Below are 22,162 nucleotides of genomic sequence, written 5' to 3' on the forward strand. Positions count from 1 at the left end.
CGCTCACTCCCCCTCGCCGATACCGGTGACCGTGTCCTCCCGGACCACGACGACCGGGCAGGCCGCGTGCTGCACGCAGTGCTGGGCGACGGAGCCGAGCAGCAGGCCGGCGAAGCCGCCCAGGCCCCGGCTGCCGACCACGAGCAGGGACGCGTCCCGGGCCGCGCGCAGCAGCACACTGGCCGGTGTGCCGTACCGGACCTCCGTGCGGACGTCCACCGACGGCCGCGCGCCCAGCGTCTCCTCGACGCACCGGGTCAGGTCCTCGCGCGCCCTGGCCTCCAGGGCCTCCTCGTCGCCGCTCGACGGGGGCAGCCAGCCCAGCGCGCCGTGGTACTGGGGGTAGTCCCAGGAGGTCAGCGCCCACACGGTCCCTCCGGTGAGCGCGGCCTGGCGGGCCGCCCAGCGCAGCGCCTGCCGCGACGACGGCGAGCCGTCCACCCCGGCCACGATGCGGTCCTGCTCGTCCACGCTCTCTCCTCACGCTCGGCCCGGGGCGGCCGGCGTGCGCCCCGTCCGGTGCCCAGCCTCCGGCGGACGGCGCCGGATGCCGAGCCCAGCGGGTCCGTACGGGGCAGCGGGGCCCCGCGGCGGACTGATCCGCCGCGAGGCCGCTCACCCGAGAGGCGCCTCGTCGGTTCCCGCGCGAAGTGCGGCCCCGGAGTCGTCCGGCCGTTGCCGCGCGCCCCGTGCCGGGTGTCGCTGCCGGTGCGGTGAGGGTGTGCCGGAAGCGCGTACGCCGGGCCGTCCGTCCACCAGGCGTCCGGGATCACGCCCGGACCGCGTTCACCGGCGGACGGCCGGGTCGCCGAACCGCAGCCGCAGCGCGGGCCGGCGTCGGTGGTCGAGGCCCTGGGCGGCGGTGACGGCCGCCGTCCGCCGGGCCGGGCAGCAGGGCCGGGGACGGTCCCCGGTGACGGCCGGCCTCCCCGGGGTCACCCGTACGGCTCCCCGCCGTCCGCCCTCCTGCCTGCCGACTTCGTCCCCGCGCCGCCGGACGGCGCGCGGTACCGGGCGCGTGAGGTGAGGATCGGGGACAGGAGCCGGTGTCACATCGACCGTGCGGAGGGATGACCGTGGACGGGCAGGGCCAAGGGAGCGGCGCGGGACCGCACTGCCTGGTCACCGGGGCGTCGGGCTACATCGGCGGACGCCTGGTCCCCGAGCTCCTCGAGGCCGGCCACCGGATCCGGTGCCTGGCCCGCTCCCCCGACAAGCTGCGCGACCACCCGTGGGCGCCGGACGTGGAGACGGTGCGCGGTGACGTCACCGACGCCTCGTCCGTCGCCGCGGCGATGGAGGGCGTCGACGTGGCGTACTACCTGGTCCACGCGCTCGGCACCGGTGCGGACTTCGAGGACACCGACCGCCGGGCGGCCCGCACCTTCGCCGAGCAGGCGCACGCCGCGGGGGTGCGCCGGATCGTCTACCTCGGCGGACTCACCCCGTACGGGGTGCCCGAGCACACCCTCTCGCCGCATCTGCGGTCCCGCGCCGAGGTGGGGCGGATCTTCCTCGACTCACCGGTGCCCGCGGCCGTGCTGCGGGCCGCCGTCGTCATCGGCTCGGGGTCGGCGTCGTTCGAGATGCTGCGCTATCTGACCGAGCGGCTGCCCGTGATGGTCACCCCCAGTTGGGTGCACACCCGCACCCAGCCCGTGGCGGTGCGCGACGTGTTGCGCTACCTGGTCGCCTCGGCGACGATGCCGCCCGACGTCGACCGGGCCTTCGACATCGGCGGCCCGGACGTGCTGACCTACCGGGACATGATGCGCCGCTACGCCGCGGTCGCCGGGCTGCGACGGCGGGTCATCCTGCCCGTGCCGGTGCTCACACCCGGTCTGTCCAGCCACTGGGTCGGGCTGGTCACCCCGGTGCCCGCCGCGATCGCCCGGCCGCTCACCGAGTCGCTGCGCCACGAGGTGGTGTGCCGCGAGCACGACATCGCGCGGTACGTGCCCGACGCCCCCGGCCGGCCCCTGCCCTTCGACGAGGCGCTGCGGCTGGCGCTGGCGCGGGTGCGGGAGGCGCGGGTCGCCACCCGCTGGTCGTCCGCCTCCGTGCCGGGCGCGCCGAGCGATCCGCTGCCCACCGACCCCGACTGGGCCGGCGGCAGCCTCTACCGCGACGAACGGGACCAGGTGGTGCCCGCGTCGCCGGAGGCGCTGTGGAAGGTGATCGAGGGCATCGGCGGCGAGCACGGCTGGTACTCCTTCCCGCTGGCGTGGGCGGTGCGCGGGCGGCTGGACCGGATCGTCGGCGGGGTGGGGCTGCGCCGTGGACGGCGCGACCCGCACCGGCTGCGGGCGGGCGACTCCCTGGACTTCTGGCGGGTGGAGGAGATCGAACCGGGGCGGCTGCTGCGACTGCGCGCCGAGATGCGGCTGCCGGGCCTGGCGTGGCTGGAGTTGCGCGTGGAGACGGACGGTGCGGGCCGCACCCGGTACCGGCAGCGCGCCCTGTTCCATCCGCGGGGCCTGCTGGGCCACGCGTACTGGTGGTCGGTGTCGCCCTTCCACGCCCTCGTGTTCGGCGGCATGGCCCGCAACATCGCCCTCGCGGCGGCCGAGGGCGCGGACGGACCGGCCAGCCGGCGGACCCGCCGGCGACGGACAGGCGTCCGCCGCTGATGTCCGGTCCGGTACCTCGGGGACCACGCGGGCGCTCCGGCGCGGCGGTCCGGGCCGCCGCGCGCACCGGAGAAGGTCGACGGGCCCTTTCCCGGGTACTCGGTGGCGAGCGCGAGCGGGCGGGCGACGGACGACGAAAAGGGGCTGTGCATGCGTGAACTGCGGTCGGCGACGGAGGAACCGGCGGACCTGGCCGGTGGCCCGTTCACCGCCGACGCCGCCACCGGGGCCGTGGGGCGGGCCCTGGGCGAGGTGCTGGACGAGCGGATGTCCGAGGCCTATGACCTCGACGCGGTGTTCGCCCGTGACGTGGCGGGCCGGGTCTCCGCGTTCGCCCGGCGCGGCGGGAAGCGGCTGCGCACGGCGTTCGCCTGGTGCGGCTGGCGGGCCGCGGGCGGCGCGGGCGACCCCGGCCCGCTGCTGCGGACGGGCGTGGCGCTCGAACTGGTGCAGACGTGCGCGCTCGTGCACGACGACGTGATGGACGGGTCCCACCTGCGGCGCGGGGCGCCCTCGATGCACGTGGACCTGGCGCGGATGCACCGCGCGGAGGGCATGACGGGCGGCGCCGAGTCGTTCGGGCACTCGGTGGCGGTCCTGGCCGGCGACCTGGCGCTGGCCTGGGCGGACGACCTGATGACGGACATCGCGCTCGCCTCCCCGAACGGGCCCCGGGTGTACCGGGAGTGGCGGGCGATGCGCGAGGAGATGGTGGCCGGGCAGTACCGCGACCTCCAGGCGCAGGCGGCCGGTGCGTCCGGCGTCGAGGAGGCGCTGACCATCGCGACGCTGAAGAGCGCCCTCTACACGGTCGAGCGGCCGCTGGCCCTGGGCGCGTCGCTGGCGGGGGCGGACGAGGCGGTGACGGCGGCGCTGCGCGCGGCCGGCCGGTGCGCGGGGCTCGCCTTCCAGTTGCGGGACGACCTGCTGGGCGCCTTCGGCGATCCGGCGCTGACCGGGAAGCCGGTGGGTGACGACCTGCGGAGCCGCAAGCTCACCTATCTGCTGGCCGTCGCCCTGGAACTCGGCAGGGCGACCGGGGACGAGGAGGCCGTGGCGCTCCTCTCCCCCGGCGCACCCGCGCTGCCGGAACGCGCCGTGGAGGGCGTACGGGCGGCGCTGGAGCGGACGGGCGCCCGGGCCGTGGTGGAGGAGAAGATCGCGGAGCTGGCGGACTCCGCTCTGCGGCACTTCGGCGGGACGGACGCGGACGACGCGGTACGGCGGGAGTTCGCCGCGCTGGTCGCCCGCGCGTCGGGCGTCACGGCCCCGCAGGTGCGGGAAGCGGTGTGAGGCCCGGGCCCGCCGCGGTCCGGGCCGGATCGTGGCGGGCCGTCGGCGTGAGGCCGCCGGTCAGGGCTGGCGGCGGGCCTGCTCCGCGGCCTGGCCGGCGGCGCCGGTCTCGGTGGTGGCGCCGCGCGTGCTGAGCTTGCCGCCGCTGGACTCGAGGTGGGCGCGGACGAACCACTGGAACAGCTCCAGGCCGCGCAGCTGCTCGATGAGGATGTCCTGGGTGACCGGGTCCGCCTCCTCGGTCTCCCGCATCGCCTCCCGGTGGTCCTCGATGATGTTCGTGTACACCAGGTCCAGCGCGCCCAGGTGCTCGATCGCCTCGGCCCGGCCGATGGAGTAGTCGTTCCAGGTGCGTGCGCCGACCAGCGCGCCGGGCGTGCCGTTCGGCTCGCCGCCGAGCGTGGAGATCCGCTCGGCGAGGTCGTCGGTCATGTCCCGCACCTTGTCGACCTGGGGGTCGATCATCTCGTGCACGGCGATGAAGTGCGGGCCGACCACGTTCCAGTGGATGTGTTTCAGGGTCAGGTGCAGGTCGTTGAGGGAGTGGAGTCGCATCTGCAACAGCTCGATGATCCGTCCGCTGTCCTGGGTGCGCAGGCCCGGCACGGTGTACGAGGGTTCGGCAGGCGGTGACGACACGATGGGCTCCTTGCGATCGTCCGATGCTCGAACATCCAGATAAGCGGTTCGTCGGCCGTTTGCGGCGTTCACCGCTGCGCACCCCCGCGCATCTCACCGGTCTGGAGCAGCGGACCACGGTCTTGACGGCCCCCTCGCATATTCCCTTTGCCGGGCGGGGCGGCGCGTGGTTGGCTCCGGCTCATGACCTGGCTTCCGCGTGACTTCGTCCACCCCCTGCACGTCGACATCCCCGGCGGCGCGGGCCACCGGCTGCGCCCGATCAGCGGTGCCGACGCGCCGCTGGACTACCCGGCGGTGATGGGGTCGCGCGAGCGGCTGTGGTCGGTCTTCGGTCCCGCCTGGGGCTGGCCCCCGGCCACCATGACGTACGAGGCGAACCTCGCCGACCTGGAGCGGCACGCCGCCGAGATCGAGGCGCACGAGTCGTTCAACTACACGATCGAGAACCCGGACCGCACGGCGCTGCGCGGCTGCGTCTACATCGACCCGCCGGAGAAGGAGGGCGCGGACGCGGAGATCTCCTGGTGGGTGGTGGACGACGAGGCGGGCGGCCCCCTGGAGCGGGCGCTGGACGCGTTCGTCCCGCGGTGGATCGCCGAGGACTGGCCGTTCGAACGGCCCCGCTTCATCGGCCGGGACCTCACCTGGGAGGAGTGGCTGAAGCTGCCGGACCTCGGTTAGGGATCAGGACGTCGCCGCCGTGGAGGTGTGCGCGGTCTCGCGGCGGCGGGCCGCGAGCGAGCGCTGCGCCGTCCGCCTCCTCCTGCGGTCCCCTCCGCCCCGGATGCCGTCCGCGTCGTCGGGGCCGGACCAGCGAGGAGGAGCACGAGCGGTTGCCGGCGACGGGGCCATCCGGCCCTCGTGCCCCGCATCGCCGGACTGCCGGCCGGCGGTGCCCCTTCGCACCGGCTGCGTCCTGGTGCGCGGCGGGGCCCCCTCGGGCCCGGCGCCGTGCGGAAGCCCGCTTCCCCGGAAGGCACCTCACTGTGGGCGGGCGGACGCCACGGGTTCGACGCGTGGTGCCCGCGGGCGGGGTCGCCGGTCACGGCCCGCGGACGCGCCCCGGCCGGCTCGGCCGGGTGTTGCGGCGGGCCGCGTCTAGCGGGTGAACAGCCAGAGCGCCGCGTTGATCCCGGTGCCGCAGGCCAGCAGACCGGACGCCCAGGCCACGTGACGTCTCAGGAGCGCCCCGCGCAGTTCGGCGTACCGGGCCTCGTACTCGCGGCGCAGTTCCTCGGCGCGGCGGACCGTCGTGCGGAGCATCTGCCGGGTGAGGTCGATGCGCCGGCCGACGTAGTGCCGGGTGAGGTCCTCGGCCTGAGCGGTGGTCAGCCACGGCAGGTCGGCGCAGAGTGCCTCCGCCTCGCGGCGGGCCTCGGCGATGTGGGACCGCGCCATCACGATGCCCTCCGCCTCGGCCATGACGGCCGAGGCGTCGTGCGCGAGGGCGCGACGGGACCGGGCCCGCGCCATCAGCGGTCGCCCTTGTGGCCGCCGGGGTCGATCACGTCGCGCTGGCCGGTGTTCTCCGCCTGGTCGACGCCGGCCAGGGCCGGGTGGCGCAGGTCGAAGGCGGGCGACTCGGAGCGGATGCGGGGCAGGGTGACGAAGTTGTGCCGGGGCGGCGGGCAGGAGGTGGCCCATTCCAGCGAACGCCCGTACCCCCAGGGGTCGTCGACCTCGACCTTCTCGCCCTTCTGCGCGGTCTTCCAGACGTTGTACAGGAACGGCAGCGTCGACAGGCCGAGCAGGAAGGCGCCGATGGAGGAGACCGTGTTGAGGCCGGTGAACCCGTCGGCGGCGAGGTAGTCGGCGTAGCGGCGGGGCATGCCCTGGGCGCCCAGCCAGTGCTGGAGCAGGAAGGTGGCGTGGAAGCCGACGAACAGCGTCCAGAAGTGCACCTTCTCCAGCCTCGGGTCGAGCATGGTGCCGGTCATCTTCGGCCACCAGAAGCTGAACCCGGCGAACATGGCGAACACGATCGTGCCGAACAGCACGTAGTGGAAGTGGGCGACGACGAAGTAGCTGTCGTGGACGTGGAAGTCAATCGGCGGGGACGCCAGGAGAACACCCGTCAGACCGCCGAACAGGAAGGTGACGAGGAAGCCGGCCGCCCACAGCATCGGTGGTTCGAAGGACAGGCTGCCCTTCCACATGGTGCCGATCCAGTTGAAGAACTTCACTCCCGTCGGCACGGCGATGAGGAAGCTCATGAAGGAGAAGAACGGCAGCAGCACCGCGCCGGTGGCGAACATGTGGTGGGCCCACACCGTGGCGGAGAGGCCGGTGATGGCGATGGTCGCTCCGACGAGCCCCATGTAGCCGAAGATCGGCTTGCGGGAGAACACCGGGATGATCTCACTCACGACGCCGAAGAACGGCAGGGCCAGGATGTAGACCTCGGGGTGGCCGAAGAACCAGAAGAGGTGCTGCCACAGCAGCGCGCCGCCGTTCTCCGGGTCGAAGATCCGCGCGCCGAACCGGCGGTCCGCCTCCAGCGCGAACAGCGCCGCCGCCAGCACCGGGAACGCCAGCAGGACCAGCACGGACGTGAGCAGCACGTTCCAGGTGAAGATCGGCATCCGGAACATGGTCATGCCGGGGGCGCGCATGCAGATGATCGTGGTGATGAAGTTGACGGCGCCGAGGATCGTCCCGAAGCCGGACAGCCCCAGGCCCATGATCCACAGGTCGCCGCCCACGTGCGGGGTGCGCTCCCCGCCGCTGAGCGGCGGGTACGCCGTCCATCCGAAGTCCGCCGCGCCCTGGGGCGTGAGGAAGCTGCTCAGCACGATGAGGCCGCCGAGGGCGAACAGCCAGTACGACAGCATGTTCAGCCGGGGGAACGCCACGTCCGGGGCGCCGATCTGCAGCGGCATGATGGCGTTGGCGAACCCGGCGAACGTGGGCGTCGCGAACAGCAGCAGCATGATCGTGCCGTGCATCGTGAACGACTGGTTGTACTGCTCCTCCGACACGATCTGCATCCCGGGGCGGGCCAGTTCCGCGCGGATCACCATGGCGAGCAGACCGCCCACCAGGAAGAAGGCGAACGAGGTGATCAGGTAGAGGTGCCCGATCTTCTTGTGGTCCGTCGTCGTCAGCCAGGAGACGACCACTCGCCCCTTCCCTCGTCGTCCCTCCGCCGCCGGCACCGGGGAAAGGGGTTCAGTCGTGTGTGTCGCCATCGAGGTCCTTCGGGTCACAACGCGGAGATCGGCCGGGAGGGCACGCACGCCGTCACGGGCGCGATCGGCACGGGTGTGCCGGATCGACGCTATGTCAGGTAACCCGGCGTCGGGTTCTCACACCCGCCGAGCGGACGGCGACTTCACCCGTGCGAGTGGCGTCGTTCCATGAACGTCTCGTGGACGGTCCCGGGTCCTCCCCGGCCCCGGGTCGTCCCCGTCCTCCTTGCCCGGTCCCGGCAACATCGGCCCGGGGTCCGTGTCCGGGGGCGTGCAGTGTGGAGCGGCCGGAGGCCCGGTAAGGATGCGGGGCATGACCGGACGGACGAACGCGCGGCGGGAGGGACGCTCCCTGCCGTCCCGCGACCCCTCGCACAAGGACTCACCGCCTCCCGATGCCGTGGCCGACGTGGTCACCCGTTTCGAGGCGTACGCGCGGGCCCGTGCGGCCCGGGACAGCCTGCTGCCGACGGCGCGCACCAGCCCGCGGCGCGAGCAGCAGGCCTTCGACGACCTCCAGGCGGCCGTCGCCCGGCTCCGCGACGGCATGCGCTGACCGGCGGACGGGCCCTTCGCTCGCCCGGGCGGGTCAGCCGTGTCCGGGGCGGGTGCCGACGCGCACGGCGAGGAGGGCGACGTCGTCGTCGTTGTCGGCGGGACGCGCCCTGCGCAGCAGTTCGTCGGTGAACGCCTCGACCGTGCGGTGGGCGAGCACGGCGGCGTGCCGGCGCAGCCGCTCCAGCCCCTCGTCGATGGAGTGGGTGGGGGACTCGACGAGCCCGTCCGTGTAGAGGACGAGGGTGGACCCCGGCGGCAGGACCGTCGATCCGTCGCCGCGCGGGCGGTCGGCGCCGGTGCCCAGCAGCATGCCGCCGCCGTCCGTGAGGTAGCCGGCCACGCCCTCGCGGGTGACCAGGAGCGGGGGCGGGTGGCCGGCGTTGGTCCAGCGCAGGGTCCACCGCCCCTCCTCGTCCGTCCCCAGAACGGCGAGCACCAGGGTGGCCATGGAGACGTCGGTGATGCGCAGCACGGCGCGGTCCACCCGCTCGACGACGCGGCCGGGCGGCTCGTTCTGGGACCAGGCGTAGGAGCGCAGCACGTTGCGGAGCTGGGCCATGCCCGCGGCGGCTTCCAGGTCGTGCCCGGAGACGTCGCCGATGACCAGCGCGGTGTCGCCGTCCCCGAGGGTGAAGGCGTCGTACCAGTCGCCGCCGACGTAGGAGGCGTCGGGGGCGGGCAGGTAGCGGGAGGTCATCTCCAGGCCGGTGACGCGGGGCAGCTGGGGCAGCAGGTAGCGCTGCATGGTCTCGGCGACCTTGCGCTGCCGCTGGTAGAGGCGGGCGTTGTCCAGGGCCAGTCCGGCGCGGCGGGTGATGTCCTCGAGCAGGGTGAGGTCGGCGGGGGTGAACGCCTCGGCCTGCTCGGACCGGCCGAGGGTCAGGGCGCCGAGCACCTCGCGCAGACCGCGGATGGGGGCGATGGCCGCCGAGTGCATGCCCGTGGCCTCGAACAGCCGGCGCTGCTCGACGGCGATGCCCGAGTCGGGGGACCGCTCGTAGGTCTCGGGGCCGGCGATGGTCGAGGAGACGCCCCGCAGGGCCCGGGACAGCGGCATGGGGGACTCGGCGGGGACGGGCGCCATCGGTCCTTCCAGGTCATGGCGGGAGACCGGGACGCCGTCCTCGAGGTGCACCACCTTGGTGCGCCACACTTCGTCGTGTTCGCTGATCAGGTCGACGACCGCCCAGTCCGCGAGGCGCGGCAGCACCAGTGACACGAGACGGCGCAGCGCCTCGTCGACGGAGAGGGTGGACGTCAGCTGGGTGGTCGTCTCCGCCAGCAGGGCGAGCCGCTCCAGTTCGTCGAGCGTCCCTTCGCGGGCCGTGGCGAGGCCGTGCGCCCCGGTGGCGGCCTCGCGGGGGTGGAACAGGACGAGGACCAGGGTGTCGTAGGCCCCGGCGGCACAGGGGACGATGCTCCAGGCGACGGGGAGCAGCGTGCCGTCGCCCTTCTCGTACCACTCGTCGTCGTCCTGGGCCGGGCGGCCGGCGAGGAAGGCGGGCCGCATGCGGCACTGCGAGGTCGGCATGGACTCGCCGCGGGCGTTGCGGTGCAGCAGGTCGTGCGCGTCGGCGCCGACGAGTTCGGCGGCGGGCCGGTCCAGCAGCCGCTCGGCGACGGCGTTGACGGCGACGATCGTCCCTCGTCCGTCCACGGCGTAGGCGCCGGTGCCGATCAGGGCGAGCGTCTCGCCGATCGCCTCGCCGGGGACCGTTCCGGTGTCCTCACCGCCGGGCCCTGCCCCTTCGGCCGCCGTGTCCATGTCCCCTCCTCGCCGACTGTCGCCCAGGGAACCGGTCGCGGTTCCCGCGTTCCGAGTGCTCGGCCGGACCGTGGCGGGGAACCGGGAAGCACGACGTGACCCTCCAGATCATCACACGTCCCTCACGCGTGCGGGCCGTCCGCCCCTGATCCGCGGACCGCCGCAGGGTCCGGTACCGGGCCGGTACGGGCCCGGGCGGGTACGGGAAGCGTCGAGTGCCGGGGCGTGCGCGAGTCACCGGTCGGCACTTCGTAGGATGAACCGGCCGGCCGGGCACCACGGGATGGGCGGAGGTCGGGATCACCCCGTATGCGCCGAAAACCCCGCCGAGGAGACTCCGTGTCCGTACCGGACGAGACGTTCACCGTGACCCCCCGCCCCAGCGTCACGGGCCCGTACGTCCTGGAGGTGGCCGGTGAGCTCGACCATCACACGGCCCCGCTGCTGACGGAAGCCGTCAACGAGGCGCCGTTCGGTCCGTACGGCGTGGTGCTGGACCTGTCCGGGCTGACCTTCTGCGACTCGTCGGGGATCACCGTGTTCGTGACGGCCTACCGGCGGTCCCAGGGCAAGGGGTCGCGGCTCAGCCTGGCCGGGGTCGCTCCCGCCCAGATGCGGGTGCTGCGCATGGTGGGGCTGGACGAGGTGTTCACCTTCCACTCCGGTGTCGCCGAGGCGTTCCGCGCCGCCCGGCCGCCCTCGCCCTGACCGGGCCCGCCCCACGGGCGGAGCCGCGGGACGGTTCTCGTCGGGCGGTCCGGGGCGGCTCCCGTGCACCCGTCGGCTCCGCGAGGCCCGCCGAGGTCAGCCGGATGGTCCTGGACCACCTCGCGGGGGGGCGAGGTCGAGACGATGATGCCGGTGCTGCGCGCCGGGGCCTGTGGGCCGTCCGCTCCAGGCGGCAGCGCCTGACCCGTGCCGCCCCGGCGCTGGATGCCTCCGATCCGGTTTCGGCGTAGTGTCCCGGTATGGGAGAAGTTCGGGTGACGCCGGTCGACGGACCCGTCTCGTCCCCGCCGGGCGGCCGGGCGGGTGGCTGATGGACACCGCGCTCACCGAACTCGTGCGGGCGGCCGGAGCCTCCAGCGCCCTGCTCTACGTCCTCACCCCCGACCGCCGTGCCCTCTGGCTGACCCTGGTGTCCGGCGCCTCGCGCGAGATGGTCGCGCCGTGGAGCAGAGTGGCGGTGAGCGACCCGGTACCGGTGGCCGACGCGGTGCGCGAGGAGCGCCTGGTGTGGGTGAACAGCCAGGTGGAGATGGCGCGCCGTTACCCGCGGCCGGCGGTGGTGCTCCCCTACGACTTCGCCCTGGCGGCCGTACCGGTCGCGTCGGACAAGGGAATCCGGGGAGGGCTGGTGCTGCTCTGGCCGAGCGGGCACCCGCCGCAGCTCAGCCGCGCCGAGCACGACGCCGTCCGCGCGGGCTCCCGTCGCCTCGGCCACCTCTTCGAGCAGGCCGCCCGGCGCGGCGAGCCGCTCCTCTCCACCGGCCGGCCGCGCATCCTGCCGCCGGAGCCGGGGCGCACTCCGACGGCTGCCGAGGCGTGGGCCGGCACGGCGCTCCTCGACCGGCTGCCGGGCGGGTACGTCGCCCTCGACCTGCACGGCCGGATCACCCTCGTCACCCCGGCCGCCGCCGAACTCGTCGGCGCCGCCCCGGACCGCCTGCTGGGCGCCCTGCCGTGGGAGGTCCTGCCGTGGATGGACGTCCCCCACGTCGAGGACCGCTACCGCGCGGCGGTGATCAGCCGGGCCCCGCAGGAGTTCCGGGTGCTGCGGCCTCCCGGCACCTGGCTGTCGTTCGAGCTGTACCCGGACCCCTCCGGCATCAGCGTGCGCGTCGACCGCGCCACCGATCAGCAGGACGCGGATCCGGTCGCGGAGACGGCGCGGGGTCCCGGCCGGGCCACGGTGCTGTACCACCTGATGCACCTGGCGACCACGCTGACCGAGGCCGTCGGGGTGCAGGACGTCGTGGACCAGACCGCCGACCAGCTGCTGCCCGCCCTCGGCGCCCAGGCCATGGTGCTCATGACGGCCGAGGACGGCCGGCTGAGGATACTGGGCCACCGCGGCTACAGCACCGAGCTGCTCGCCCGGTTCGACGGCGTGCCGCTGAGCCGGGAGATTCCGGGGGCGGCGGTCCTGGCCACCGGGGAGCCCGCCTTCTTCCCGGCCTTCGAGCAGATGGCGGCCGCGTACCCGAAGGTGGCGCACGAGGACGGGATGGCCGCGTGGGCGGTCCTGCCGCTGATCTCCTCCGGCCGCCCGATCGGCTCCCTGCTGCTCTCCTACGACCGGCCGCAGGGCTTCCCGCCCAGCGAACGCGCCGTCCTCACCTCCCTGGCCGGTCTGGTCGGCCAGGCCCTCGACCGGGCCCGCCTCTACGACAGCAAGGACCGCCTCGCCCACCGGCTCCAGTCGGCGCTGCTCCCCCACAGCCTGCCCCGCGTCCCCGGACTGCGGGTCGCCGCCCGCTACCTGCCGGCCGCCCGCGGCCTGGGCATCGGCGGCGACTTCTACGACCTGATCCACCTCGACGAGAACACCGCGGCGGCCGCCATCGGGGACGTGCAGGGGCACAACGTGGACGCGGCGGCGCTCATGGGGCAGGTCCGCACCGCCGTGCACGCCCACGCCACCGTCGGCGCGCCCCCGGACCACGTCCTGCGCGGCGCCAACCGGCTCCTCACCGACCTGGACCCCGGGCTGTTCACCAGCTGTCTGTACGCGCACCTGGATCTCGGCCGCGGACGGGCCTGCCTGGCCACCGCGGGGCATCCGCCGCCCCTGGTGCGGCACGGCGACGGGCGCACCGAGCTGCTGGACATCCCGCCCGGTCTGCTTCTCGGCATCGACCCGACGGCCCGCTACCCGTCGCTGGAGTTCGCCCTGCCGCCCGGCTGTGTGCTGGTGCTCTACACCGACGGGCTGGTCGAGGCGCCGGGGGTGGACCCCGACGACGCGATCGCCGCCCTCGCCGGTCTGGTGGAGCAGTCCGACCCCTGCGACCTGGACGCCATGGCCGACACGCTCGTCCGGCACGCCCCCACGCCCGGCGACGACATCGCCCTGCTGCTCCTCAGTCCCGATCCGGACCGCGGGTGACCGCCCGCCGGCTCACCCGAGGGCCTGGACCGCCGCGGCGAACAGCCGGGGCAGGCGCGCGGCCACGGGGACGATGTGCGGGGCGAGCGCGGGCTGCCGGCGCGTCCTGACCAGCGCTTCCGTCAGGACGCGGTGGCGGCGGGTGGCGCGGGCCCAGTCGGCGTCGTAGCGGCCGGGCGTGCCGTCGCGGAGGTTGGCGACGAGGGCGCGGGCGCCGGTGAGAGCGAGGCAGACGCCCTCACCGGTCAGCGCGTCGACGTATCCGGCGGCGTCGCCGACGAACAGGACCCTGCCGTGCACGCGGGTGCGGGAGCGGCGGCGCAGGGGGCCGGCGCCGCGGACCGGGGTGACGGCCGTGTGCGGCGGGAGGCGGGCGGCCAGCTCGGGGAAGCCGGCCAGCTGGACGTCGTAGGGGGCCCGGCGCGTGGTCAGCAGGGCCACGCCGACCAGTTCCGGGCCGAGGGGGGTGACGTAGGCCTCGGCGTCCGGTCCCCAGTGCACCTCGACGTGGGACGACCAGGGCGGTACGGCGTAGTGCCGGCGCAGTCCGTAGCGGGGTGCGGTTCGGGCCGGGCGGTCCAGGCCGAGGAAGCGGCGCACGGGTGAGTGCAGGCCGTCGGCGGCGACGAGCCACCGGGCGCGCAGCCCCGCCCCGGGGACGGTCACGCCGTCCGCGTCCTGCCGTACGCCGTCCACGCGCAGCGGGAGGACGGGCACGCCCGCGTCGAGGACCGCCCGGTGCAGGACGGTGTGCAGGTCGGTGCGGCGGACGCCGAGGCCCCGCTCCTGGCGGAACGCGGCCTCGACGCGGCAGGGCCCCTGCACGTAGCGGATGCCGGTGAGGGGGTGGCCGGGGGCGTGCAGGCCGAGGGCGGTGAGGGCGCGGACGGCGCCGGGCATCAAGCCCTCGCCGCACGCCTTGTCGACCGGGGCCGGGCGGGGTTCCGCGACGACGGTGTCCAGGCCGGCGCGGGCGGCGTGCAGGGCGGTGGCCAGGCCCGCCGGTCCGCCGCCGACGACGAGGAGGTCGGGGCGTCTCACGCGGGCACCGCGCGGGTGAGGGCGGCGTTCTCGCAGCGGACGCGCACGGTCAGCAGCACCGCGTTGGCCAGGGTGAACACGGTCGCCGTGATCCACGCCGAGTGCACCAGGGGCAGGGCGGCGCCCTCGACGACGACGGCGGCGTAGTTGGGGTGGCGGAGGAAGCGGTAGGGGCCGCCGCCGACGAGGCGGGCGCCGGGGACGACGATGACCCGGGTGTTCCAGTACGGGCCCAGCGTGACGACGCACCACCAGCGCAGCGCCTGGGCGAGCAGGGCGAGCACCAGCGCGGGCCAGCCGAGGGCGGGCAGGAACGGGCGGCCGGCGAGGAGGGGTTCGAGCAGGCAGCCCACGAGCAGGCCGGTGTGCAGGACGACCATGACGGGGTAGTGGCCGCGGCCGTGCTCCACCCCGGCCCGTGCGCGGGTCCACGCCGCGTTGCGGCGGGCCGTGCCGAGTTCGGCGAGGCGTTCGACGGCCACGGCGAGGACGAGCAGCGTGTACCAGGTCATGACGGGCACCTCACCAGCGCAGCAGGACGAGTTCGGAACAGAAGCCCGGGCCCATCGCCATCAGCAGTCCCCAGGTGCCCGGCGCGGGCCGGTGGACCTCCGTGAAGCCCTGGAGGATGTGCAGGACCGAGGCGGAGGACAGGTTGCCGACGGCGGCGAGCGAGCGCCGCGACGGGGCGAGGGCGTCGTCGGGCAGGGCGAGCGCGTCGGCCACGGCCTCCAGCACCCTGGGGCCGCCCGGATGGCACACCCAGGCGCCGATGTCCGCGATGCCCAGGCCGTGTCCGGCGAGGAAGCCGCGGACCTGCGCGCCCAGGTCGCGGCGGACCAGTGCGGGGACGGCGGGGTCGATGACGACGCGGAAGCCGCCGGCGCCGACGTCCCAGCCGAGGAGGTGCTCGGTGCCCGGGTAGAGGTGGCTGCGGGTGGCGACGACCACGGGTCCGGCGGCCGGTTCCGGTCCCGCCCGGCCGGTCGCGGCGGCGCGGGCGACGAGGGCCGCCGCTCCGTCGCCGAACAGGGCTCCGGCGACCAGGTTGGCGCGGGAGCCGTCGCCCTTCTGCAGGGTCAGCGAGCACAGTTCGACGGTGAGCAGCACGGCGGTCCCGCCGGGGTGCCCGCGCAGGTAGTCGTGGACGCGGGCCAGGCCGGCGGCGCCCGCGACGCAGCCCAGGCCGAACACCGGGAGCCGCTTGACGTCGGGCCGCAGGCCGATCCGTCCGGCCAGCCGGGCGTCGAGGGACGGGGCGGCGACGCCGGTGATGGAGGCGCACACCAGCAGGTCGACGTCGGCCGGGGCGAGCCCGGCCCGGGCCAGCGCGGTGGTGAGCGCCCGTTCGGCCAGGTCGAGGCCCGCCGTCAGCCACGCCGCGTTGCTCTCGCGGAAGTCGCGGAGCGCCGCGTACCGCTCGATGGGCAGGGCGAGATGACGGGTGCGCACACCGGCGGACGCGTGCAGGCGGCGCAGCACGGCGCGGTCGGCGCCCGGGGCCAGGCACAGGTCGCCGATGGGCTCGGTGAGCCGGTCCTGGGGGTAGCGGTGGGGCGGCAGCACGGTGTGCACGGCGGCGACGGTGGTGGTCGCCGCGGCGGCGTCCGGAGGCGGAGGGGCGGCGGGCGCCGGGTCGGCGATGAGAGGGACACGCATGTCGGTCATGCCTTCCTCGCCGTCGCCGCCCGGCTACCGTGCACCCGTGTCCCACCACCCGACCGGGGTTCTTCCGCGTACGCCGCCGCGCCGTCTCCCGGCGTTGCTGCGCTGTTGTCATCCGGAGCCGGCGCTGGCCGTCACGGTGTTCGTGACCTCGCTGGCGGTGGCGGCGGGGCACGGCCTCGTGGGGGCTGCGGCGGTGGGGGCGGCGGTGCTGGCCGGTCAGCTGTCGGTGGGCTGGTGCAACGACGCGGCCGACGCGCGCCGCGACACGGCCTGCGGGCGGACGGACAAGCCGGTGGCGCAGGGGCGGCTGTCCGCGCGGGCGGTGGCGGGGGCGGCGTGGACGGCCCTGGTGCTGTGCGTGCCGCTGTCGCTGCTCGGCGGGCCGGGCGCGGCGGCGGCGCATCTGACGGGGGTGGCGGCGGGCTGGTGCTACAACCTGCGGCTGAAGCACACGGTGCTGTCGCCGCTGCCGTACGCCGTGGGGTTCGGCGCGCTCCCGGTGTTCGTCACGCTGGGGCTGTCGCGGCCCGCCTGGCCCGCGTGGTGGGCCGTGGCGGCGGGGGCGCTGCTGGGAGTGGGGGCGCATCTGGTGAACGTGCTGCCGGACATCGAGGACGACCTGGCGACGGGCGTGCGGGGGCTGCCGCAGCGGCTGGGCCGCACGGTCTGCCGGTGGCTGGCCCCGCTGGTGATGCTGGCGGCCGTGGGCGTGGTCGTCGCGGGTCCGCCCGGCGCGGCGGGTCCGGGCGGGCTGTGCCTGGCCGTCGCGGCGGGCGCGGTGGCCGTGGCGGGCACGGCCCTGGCGGCGGGGCCGCGCAGCCGGTGGCCGTTCCGGGCGGCGATGGCGGTGGCGGGGCTGGCGGTGACGCGGCTGCTGTGGTCCGGGGCGGAACTGGCCGGGGGCGGGGGCGCGTAGGGGGTGGGGCGCGCAGGGGGCGTTCCGCGCCTCACTCCCCCGTCGGGGCGGGCGGGGCCCCTGTGCGCAGCATGCTCAGCACGGCCCGCTCGGCGACGCCCTGGGTGGCGGGGATGCCGAACGCGGCCTCGTTCCCCAGGTGCGGCAGGGCGGGCGCCACGGTGACGCCCTCCTCGTACAGCTCGATCACGCGCGGGTTGATGTAGGAGGCGCGGCAGACGGCGGGGGTGTTGCCGAGGTATCCGGCGACTTCGCGCGCGGCGCGGGCGATGGCGCGGCGGCGGGCGGTCTCGCTGCGGGCGACCGGCTCCGAGACGGCCAGGGCGACGGCGGCCATGACGGTGGCGTGCCAGGTGCGGAAGTCCTTGGCGGTGACCTCGAGACCGGCCAGTTCCTTGAGGTACGCGTTGACGTCGGCGTTGCTCACGTCGTGCCAGGCGCGTCCCTCCCAGTACGCCAGGAGCCGGTCGCCGCCGCCGCGGCGGCGCAGCAGCGCGGTGAGGCTGCGGCAGACGGCGGGGTCGGCCACGGTCTGGACGATCTCCTTGCCGTGCTTGCCGGTGTAGCTGAACCGCACCGCGCCCGCCCGGCAGCTCGAGTGCTCCCGCAGCAGGGTGGTGAGGCCGTAGCTGTTGTTGAGCTCGGCGTACCGGTCGCTGCCGATGCGGAAGAAGCCGAGGTCGAGCAGGCGGACGGCAGTGGCGAGGACGCGGGAGCGGGTCAGGCCCCGGTCGCCGAGGTGTCCCTCGACGGTCTCCCGCAGCGCGGGCAGCGCCTCGGCGACGTCGAGGACGTGCTCGTGCTTGGCGGCCTCCTGCTCGGCGCGGAACCGCGGGTGGTAGAGGTACTGCCGGCGTCCGGCGGTGTCGGTGCCCACGGCCTGGAGGTGGCCGTTGGCGCGGGCGCAGATCCACACGTCCGTCCAGGCCGGCGGGATGACCAGCGCGCGGACGCGGGCCAGCTCCTCGGGGTCGCGCAGGGGCTCGCCCCGGGTGTCGAGGTAGCGGAAGCCGCGCCCGTGCCGCAGCCTGCGGTACCCGGCGTCGGTGGGACGACTGTGGCGGAGACGCAACCGGACCTCCCGGCGTGCAACCCGTCCGTCGCGCGCGGCGGGGCGCGCGGCCGGGGGGTGGAGAACTGGGACCACCGGCGCGGGTACCCGCGATCCCGCGTCCGGCACCCGGGCGGCTTCCGCCGGGTGTAGGACGGCCGCGCGGGAGCACCCGGGTCGTGCTCGGGACGCCGGAGATGGCGGAGGGAGTTCGCCGTGCAGCACACACCGCCCACGGGCACCGTCGAGGTGCAGTTCATCGGCAACGCCACCCTGCTGATCCGCTACGGGGACCTGACCCTGCTGACCGATCCGAACTTCCTGCACCGGGGACAGCTGGCGCACCTCGGCTACGGCCTCGTCTCGCGCCGGCTGACCGAGCCCGCCGTCGACGTCACCGATCTCCCGCACGCCGACCTGGACGCGGTGGTGCTGTCCCATCTGCACGGCGACCACTTCGACCGGGTGGCCCGGCGCCATCTGGACCGGGGTCTGCCGTTCCTGACGACCCCGCACGCCTCCCGTGTCCTGCAAGGGGTGTTCGGGTTCCACCGCGCCGTGGGCCTGCGCACCTGGCAGAGCCACACCCTGCTGCGCGGCAAGTCGCTGGTCCGCGTGACCGCGCTGCCCGGGCGGCACGCGCCGGCTCCGGTCCGCCGTCTGCTGCCGCCGGTGATGGGGAGCCTGCTGGAGTTCGGCGACCGCTCCGGCCGTATCCGCCTGGTCCTCTACGTCTCCGGCGACACGCTGATGTTCGACGGGCTGCGCGAGATCGCCCGACGGCACCCCGACATCCACCTGGCGGTGCTGCACCTGGGCGGGACCACGCTGCCCGGCGGGCTGGTCGTCACCATGGACGCCGGACAGGGCGTCGACCTGCTCGACGTGATCCGTCCGCACCGGGCGCTGCCCGTCCACCACGACGACTACGGCGTCTTTCGCTCGCCGCTGTCGGACTTCCTCGCCGAGGCCGCCCGGCGCGGCCACGGCGGCCGCATCCTGCGCTGCCGGCCGGGCGAACGGGTCACGGTCGGCGGGGACACCCGCCACTGAGCCCCGCCGCGCCCCGCCGGACGGCCGTCACGGGCGGTTGTCCAGCGGGACCGGACGGGCCGGGCGAAGTGGCGGGCCCCGTCGCGGTCGCCGGATGATGGGCGCGGGGAGCGGAGCGGGTGCCGCGCGGCGCCCCGGCCCGCCCTCGGCGTGGCACGAGACGCTCCGGTCCCGCCGCGGGTCACTTCGCGGCGCGTGCCCGGGCAGGCGAAGGAGGGGCACCGTGAGGCGGTACCTCGGCGTGCTCCAGAACAGCTGGAGGTGGCTGGGCGCCCACGCCCTGATGGCGCGGGGCCGTGAGCTGGAGCTGATGCACCGGGCCATGGGCTTCGCCACCCTCGCGCTGGTGACCCTGGCGCCGCTGCTGATCGTCGTGGCCGCCGCGGACCCGCTGGGCCGGGGCGGCTTCGCGACCTGGCTGGCGGACGGCATGGGACTCACCGGCCGGTCCGCGCGGGTGCTCACGGAGATCATCAGCCCGCCGCGCAAGGTGGTGGGCACCACCAGCGTCTGGGGCGGTCTGGTCCTCGCCCTGTTCGGCATCGCCCTGGGCGGCAGCGTCCAGAACGGCTACGAACGGGTGTGGCGGCTGCCGCACGGCCCCTGGCACCGGGTGTGGCGGCAGGCGCTGTGGCTCGTCGTGCTGACCGCGTACCTGTACCAGGAGGTGCGCACGCGCACGCTGCTGCACGGGCCCGAGCGGATCACCCTGACGGCGGCGACCGGGGTGCTGTTCTTCTGGTGGGGCCAGCGTTTCCTGCTGGGCAGCCAGATCCGCTGGCGGGACCTGCTCCCCGGCGCGGTCGCCACCATGGCGGGCCTGATCGGCCTGCGCGTCTTCTCCTCCTACGTCTTCACCCCGCTGATCGTGGACAACGCCGTCAGCTACGGCACGGTCGGCGTGGTCCTGGTCGTGGAGTCCTGGCTGATCGGGGTGGGCTTCGTCGTGTACGGCGGCGCCCTGTTCGGGCACTGGCTGCTCACCCACCACGGCCTCTTCCACCTCGGTCACCGGCACCGGCACCGGCACGAGGAGCGGCAGCGGGTCGGCGCCGAGTGACGGGGGCCGCCGTCACCGCGGGCCGCGGGCCGCCGCGGCGGACCGGTCGGCCAGGGCGGTGGCGCGCTCCAGGACGTCGGCGCGGAAGACCGCACGCCCGCGTGCCGCCCGCCGCCGGCGTGCGTCGGGGCCCTCCGTGGTCAGCCGCCGCAGGACGTCCAGCAGGGCGGGGCCGTCGGCGGCCGTCTCGGAGAGACCGAGTTCCGCCATCCGGCGGACCCCGTCGGCGCCGTGTCCGGGCAACGGGCGGTGGCCGACCACCGGGAGTCCGGCGGCCAGGGCCTGCACGGCGGTCTGGCCGGCGGCGTTGTCGACCAGCACGCGCACCGCGTGCAGCAGGCCCGGCATGTCGGTCACCCAGTCCTGGGCGAGCGCGCCCGGCACACGGGCGGTGCGGGACCGCAGCGCCTGGTTGCGGCCGCACAGCACCACGGGGAGGTAACCGGCGCCGGCCAGCAGCCGGGCGGTCCCGTCGAGGCCCGCGGCGGCTCCCCAGGCGCCCGCGGACAGCAGCACGGGCGGCCGTCCCGGGGCGTACCGCTCGAACCGCTTCCGCCACGCGTCGGCGCCGTGGGCGGGGGCGGAGAAGCCGGGCGCCACGACCGGGCCCGTGGTCTCGACGTGCGTGCCGGGCAGGGCCGCGCGTACGTCGGCGGCGGCCTGGCCGGTGAGGCAGAGGCAGGCGTCGTTGCCCGGGTGCAGCCACTGCCGGTGCACGGCGAAGTCGAGGACGAACACGGCGCTGGGGACGCGCAGTCGGCCCAGTGCCCTGAGGTGGCCGGTGAGCTGCGCGGCGAGGTGGAAGACGGGCACGACCACGTCCGCGCCGGTCCGTTCCACGAGCCGGACCAGCCCGTCGGAGGCGAGCCGGGCGAGCGGGACGCCGCTGGGGCGGGTGTGGTCGCCGGGGCGCAGGAATGCCCGGTAGAGGCCGTCGTACACCCAGGGCGCGTGGCGCACCGACGTCCGGTAGAAGGCGCGCAGCCCGGAGCCCGTGCCGTACGGCAGCAGCCGCATCAGGTCGACCGTGTCCGCCTCGCAGCCCCGCGCGCGGGCGCGGCGGACGAGTTCACGGGCCACCGTGTCGTGGCCGGCGCCCATGCTCGCGCTGATCACCAGCACCCGGCGGGCGCCGGCCCGCCGGGCGGCGCCCCGGTGTGCGGCCGGGGAGGACGGAAGCACGTCCGCCGAGTCACCTCCGGCGCTCCGGTGAAACGCCCGCCGGGCGTTTCGGGCGTCCCTGACCTGGATACTCCGGGCTCACCCCCTCCCGGACGACGGGAGTGGTCACAGCCGGCCGCTTCCGGTGTCCGCCCAGCAGCCGAGGTCAGCCCATGCCCCACGCACCCTCCCGCGCCGGTACGGCCGGCGCCTCCGACACCCGGACACCGGCGGTGTTCGCCGACGACGTACGGGAGCGTCCCGGAGCGGCGGCGCGGCGCCCGGGCACGGCGCTGGTGACCGGCGCGTCCTCCGGCATCGGCGCCGCCGTGGCGCGCAGGCTGTCCGCGGAGGGGTGGCGTCTGGTGCTCAACGGCCGGGACGCGCGGCGTCTGGCCGAGACCGCCGCGCGGGCCTCCGCCGCGGTGTTCCCCGAGGACCTCACCCGGCCGGCCGCCGAGCGGCGGCTGACCCGGTTCGCGCTGGACGCGGTGGGGCGGCTGGACCTGCTGGTGGCGTGTGCCGGGGTCGGCTGGGCCGGTGACTTCACCACGATGACCCGCCGCGCCTTCGACGAGGTGATGGAGGTCAATCTGCTGACCACGCTGCGGCTGGTGCGGCAGGTGGTCCCCCCCATGGTGGAGGCGGGCTCCGGCCGCGTGGTGCTCGTCGGGTCGCTGGCGGGGGCCGTCGGGGTGCGGGGCGAGGCGGTCTACTCGGCGTCGAAGGCGGCGGTGGCGGTCTTCGCCGACGCCCTGCGGTACGAGCTGCGCGGCACCGGCGTGGGCGTGAGCCTCGTCGTGCCGGGGGTGGTGGACACGCCGTTCTTCGACCGGCGCGGCACACCCTACGCGCGGACCCGGCCCCGGCCGGTGCCGCCCGAGCGGGTGGCCGACGCCGTGTGGCGTGCCGTCGTCCGGGGGCGGAACGAGGTCTACGTCCCCGGATGGCTGCGCCTGCCGGCCAGGGTGCGCGGCGCGGCGCCGGGGCTGTACCGGCGGCTGGCCGCCACGTTCGGATGAGCGGC

21 protein-coding genes are annotated in these 22,162 nt (G+C 75.4%); 10 read left to right on the plus strand and 11 right to left on the minus strand.

Features of this window, described 5'->3' with window-relative positions; genetic code table 11:
- Positions 1-3: 3 nt before the first annotated feature.
- Both ACWH4W_RS22905 and ACWH4W_RS22910 read right to left on the minus strand, forming a co-directional pair.
- Positions 4-471 carry a universal stress protein gene (locus ACWH4W_RS22905; protein ID WP_473077737.1) on the minus strand — a complete coding sequence of 156 codons (468 nt, stop codon included), beginning with the start codon at positions 469-471 and terminating at the stop codon, positions 4-6.
- A gap of 315 nt (positions 472-786) precedes the next feature.
- Positions 787-939, minus strand: a complete 153-nt coding sequence (locus ACWH4W_RS22910) for a hypothetical protein (protein ID WP_473077738.1) — start codon at positions 937-939, stop codon at positions 787-789.
- Between the two features lie 131 nt (positions 940-1,070).
- On the opposite strand from ACWH4W_RS22910, the gene ACWH4W_RS22915 reads away from it, so the two are divergent.
- Together ACWH4W_RS22915 and ACWH4W_RS22920 are read left to right on the plus strand one after the other, a co-directional pair.
- The gene (locus tag ACWH4W_RS22915; RefSeq protein ID WP_473077739.1) at positions 1,071-2,630 is read left to right on the plus strand and encodes an SDR family oxidoreductase; all 1,560 of its coding nucleotides are present in this window, start codon (positions 1,071-1,073) and stop codon (positions 2,628-2,630) included.
- Positions 2,631-2,780: 150 nt separating this feature from the next.
- Complete coding sequence (locus tag ACWH4W_RS22920; RefSeq protein ID WP_473077740.1) at positions 2,781-3,923, plus strand: polyprenyl synthetase family protein; 1,143 nt, start codon at positions 2,781-2,783, stop codon at positions 3,921-3,923.
- 60 nt (positions 3,924-3,983) lie between these two features.
- Here ACWH4W_RS22920 and ACWH4W_RS22925 read toward each other — a convergent pair whose 3' ends face one another.
- Positions 3,984-4,562, minus strand: a complete 579-nt coding sequence (locus ACWH4W_RS22925) for a Dps family protein (protein WP_473077741.1) — start codon at positions 4,560-4,562, stop codon at positions 3,984-3,986.
- A gap of 183 nt (positions 4,563-4,745) precedes the next feature.
- Between ACWH4W_RS22925 and ACWH4W_RS22930 the strand changes: the two genes are divergently transcribed.
- Positions 4,746-5,246 carry an N-acetyltransferase gene (locus tag ACWH4W_RS22930; protein ID WP_473077742.1) on the plus strand — a complete coding sequence of 167 codons (501 nt, stop codon included), beginning with the start codon at positions 4,746-4,748 and terminating at the stop codon, positions 5,244-5,246.
- A 417-nt stretch (positions 5,247-5,663) separates the two neighbouring features.
- On the opposite strand, the gene ACWH4W_RS22935 is transcribed toward ACWH4W_RS22930, so the two are convergent.
- Both ACWH4W_RS22935 and ctaD read right to left on the minus strand, forming a co-directional pair.
- Positions 5,664-6,038, minus strand: coding sequence for a hypothetical protein (locus ACWH4W_RS22935; protein ID WP_106415824.1), 375 nt, complete (start codon positions 6,036-6,038; stop codon positions 5,664-5,666).
- A complete protein-coding gene (ctaD, locus tag ACWH4W_RS22940) occupies positions 6,038-7,753 on the minus strand; it encodes an aa3-type cytochrome oxidase subunit I (protein ID WP_473077743.1) in 1,716 nt (571 codons plus the stop codon). The genes ACWH4W_RS22935 and ctaD overlap by 1 nt, the downstream gene beginning before the upstream one ends.
- A 313-nt stretch (positions 7,754-8,066) precedes the next feature.
- Here ctaD and ACWH4W_RS22945 point away from each other — a divergent pair, with 313 nt between their 5' ends.
- Positions 8,067-8,309, plus strand: coding sequence for a hypothetical protein (locus tag ACWH4W_RS22945; protein WP_106415822.1), 243 nt, complete (start codon positions 8,067-8,069; stop codon positions 8,307-8,309).
- A gap of 33 nt (positions 8,310-8,342) precedes the next feature.
- Here the strand turns inward: ACWH4W_RS22945 and ACWH4W_RS22950 are convergent, their stop codons facing one another.
- On the minus strand, positions 8,343-10,076 hold the full coding sequence (locus ACWH4W_RS22950) for a PP2C family protein-serine/threonine phosphatase (RefSeq protein ID WP_473077744.1): 1,734 nt from the start codon (positions 10,074-10,076) through the stop codon (positions 8,343-8,345).
- Positions 10,077-10,415: 339 nt separating this feature from the next.
- On the opposite strand from ACWH4W_RS22950, the gene ACWH4W_RS22955 reads away from it, so the two are divergent.
- Together ACWH4W_RS22955 and ACWH4W_RS22960 are read left to right on the plus strand one after the other, a co-directional pair.
- Positions 10,416-10,784, plus strand: a complete 369-nt coding sequence (locus ACWH4W_RS22955; RefSeq protein WP_473077745.1) for an STAS domain-containing protein — start codon at positions 10,416-10,418, stop codon at positions 10,782-10,784.
- Between the two features lie 331 nt (positions 10,785-11,115).
- Positions 11,116-13,185: a SpoIIE family protein phosphatase gene (locus tag ACWH4W_RS22960; protein ID WP_473077746.1), complete on the plus strand. Its 2,070-nt coding sequence runs from the start codon at positions 11,116-11,118 to the stop codon at positions 13,183-13,185.
- A 12-nt stretch (positions 13,186-13,197) separates the two neighbouring features.
- On the opposite strand, the gene ACWH4W_RS22965 is transcribed toward ACWH4W_RS22960, so the two are convergent.
- The 3 genes from ACWH4W_RS22965 to ACWH4W_RS22975 are packed head-to-tail and all read right to left on the minus strand — an operon-like array spanning position 13,198 to position 15,885.
- A complete protein-coding gene (locus ACWH4W_RS22965; protein WP_473077747.1) occupies positions 13,198-14,226 on the minus strand; it encodes an NAD(P)/FAD-dependent oxidoreductase in 1,029 nt (342 codons plus the stop codon).
- Positions 14,223-14,738 (minus strand): isoprenylcysteine carboxyl methyltransferase family protein, encoded by a 516-nt coding sequence (locus ACWH4W_RS22970; protein WP_473077748.1) that lies wholly within the window; start codon positions 14,736-14,738, stop codon positions 14,223-14,225. Before ACWH4W_RS22970 ends, ACWH4W_RS22965 begins: the two co-directional genes overlap by 4 nt.
- 10 nt (positions 14,739-14,748) lie before the next feature.
- On the minus strand, positions 14,749-15,885 hold the full coding sequence (locus ACWH4W_RS22975; protein WP_473079235.1) for a type III polyketide synthase: 1,137 nt from the start codon (positions 15,883-15,885) through the stop codon (positions 14,749-14,751).
- 7 nt (positions 15,886-15,892) lie between these two features.
- Here ACWH4W_RS22975 and ACWH4W_RS22980 point away from each other — a divergent pair, with 7 nt between their 5' ends.
- Positions 15,893-16,810 (plus strand): UbiA family prenyltransferase, encoded by a 918-nt coding sequence (locus ACWH4W_RS22980; protein WP_473079236.1) that lies wholly within the window; start codon positions 15,893-15,895, stop codon positions 16,808-16,810.
- A gap of 31 nt (positions 16,811-16,841) precedes the next feature.
- Here the strand turns inward: ACWH4W_RS22980 and ACWH4W_RS22985 are convergent, their stop codons facing one another.
- Positions 16,842-17,882: a DNA topoisomerase IB gene (locus ACWH4W_RS22985; RefSeq protein ID WP_473077749.1), complete on the minus strand. Its 1,041-nt coding sequence runs from the start codon at positions 17,880-17,882 to the stop codon at positions 16,842-16,844.
- Between the two features lie 195 nt (positions 17,883-18,077).
- On the opposite strand from ACWH4W_RS22985, the gene ACWH4W_RS22990 reads away from it, so the two are divergent.
- Together ACWH4W_RS22990 and ACWH4W_RS22995 are read left to right on the plus strand one after the other, a co-directional pair.
- A complete protein-coding gene (locus tag ACWH4W_RS22990; protein WP_473077750.1) occupies positions 18,078-18,914 on the plus strand; it encodes an MBL fold metallo-hydrolase in 837 nt (278 codons plus the stop codon).
- 283 nt (positions 18,915-19,197) lie between these two features.
- Positions 19,198-19,974, plus strand: a complete 777-nt coding sequence (locus ACWH4W_RS22995; protein ID WP_473079237.1) for a ribonuclease BN — start codon at positions 19,198-19,200, stop codon at positions 19,972-19,974.
- Between the two features lie 12 nt (positions 19,975-19,986).
- On the opposite strand, the gene ACWH4W_RS23000 is transcribed toward ACWH4W_RS22995, so the two are convergent.
- Positions 19,987-21,156 carry an MGDG synthase family glycosyltransferase gene (locus ACWH4W_RS23000; RefSeq protein WP_473077751.1) on the minus strand — a complete coding sequence of 390 codons (1,170 nt, stop codon included), beginning with the start codon at positions 21,154-21,156 and terminating at the stop codon, positions 19,987-19,989.
- 152 nt (positions 21,157-21,308) lie between these two features.
- On the opposite strand from ACWH4W_RS23000, the gene ACWH4W_RS23005 reads away from it, so the two are divergent.
- Positions 21,309-22,157: an SDR family NAD(P)-dependent oxidoreductase gene (locus tag ACWH4W_RS23005; RefSeq protein ID WP_473077752.1), complete on the plus strand. Its 849-nt coding sequence runs from the start codon at positions 21,309-21,311 to the stop codon at positions 22,155-22,157.
- Positions 22,158-22,162 lie beyond the last annotated feature (5 nt).

This window comes from Streptomyces sp. DSM 120436, from assembly GCF_055778765.1.

Coding starts and splice junctions, on each gene's coding strand:
- ACWH4W_RS22980 (WP_473079236.1), top strand. CDS start 15,893: ATGCCTTCCTCGCCGTCGCCGCCCGGCTACCGTGCACCCGTGTCCCAC.
- ACWH4W_RS22960 (WP_473077746.1), top strand. CDS start 11,116: ATGGACACCGCGCTCACCGAACTCGTGCGGGCGGCCGGAGCCTCCAGC.
- ACWH4W_RS22935 (WP_106415824.1), bottom strand. CDS start 6,038: ATGGCGCGGGCCCGGTCCCGTCGCGCCCTCGCGCACGACGCCTCGGCC.
- ctaD (WP_473077743.1), bottom strand. CDS start 7,753: ATGGCGACACACACGACTGAACCCCTTTCCCCGGTGCCGGCGGCGGAG.
- ACWH4W_RS22995 (WP_473079237.1), top strand. CDS start 19,198: ATGGCGCGGGGCCGTGAGCTGGAGCTGATGCACCGGGCCATGGGCTTC.
- ACWH4W_RS22930 (WP_473077742.1), top strand. CDS start 4,746: ATGACCTGGCTTCCGCGTGACTTCGTCCACCCCCTGCACGTCGACATC.
- ACWH4W_RS22915 (WP_473077739.1), top strand. CDS start 1,071: ATGACCGTGGACGGGCAGGGCCAAGGGAGCGGCGCGGGACCGCACTGC.
- ACWH4W_RS22975 (WP_473079235.1), bottom strand. CDS start 15,885: ATGCGTGTCCCTCTCATCGCCGACCCGGCGCCCGCCGCCCCTCCGCCT.
- ACWH4W_RS22970 (WP_473077748.1), bottom strand. CDS start 14,738: ATGACCTGGTACACGCTGCTCGTCCTCGCCGTGGCCGTCGAACGCCTC.
- ACWH4W_RS22920 (WP_473077740.1), top strand. CDS start 2,781: ATGCGTGAACTGCGGTCGGCGACGGAGGAACCGGCGGACCTGGCCGGT.
- ACWH4W_RS22950 (WP_473077744.1), bottom strand. CDS start 10,076: ATGGACACGGCGGCCGAAGGGGCAGGGCCCGGCGGTGAGGACACCGGA.
- ACWH4W_RS23005 (WP_473077752.1), top strand. CDS start 21,309: ATGCCCCACGCACCCTCCCGCGCCGGTACGGCCGGCGCCTCCGACACC.
- ACWH4W_RS22945 (WP_106415822.1), top strand. CDS start 8,067: ATGACCGGACGGACGAACGCGCGGCGGGAGGGACGCTCCCTGCCGTCC.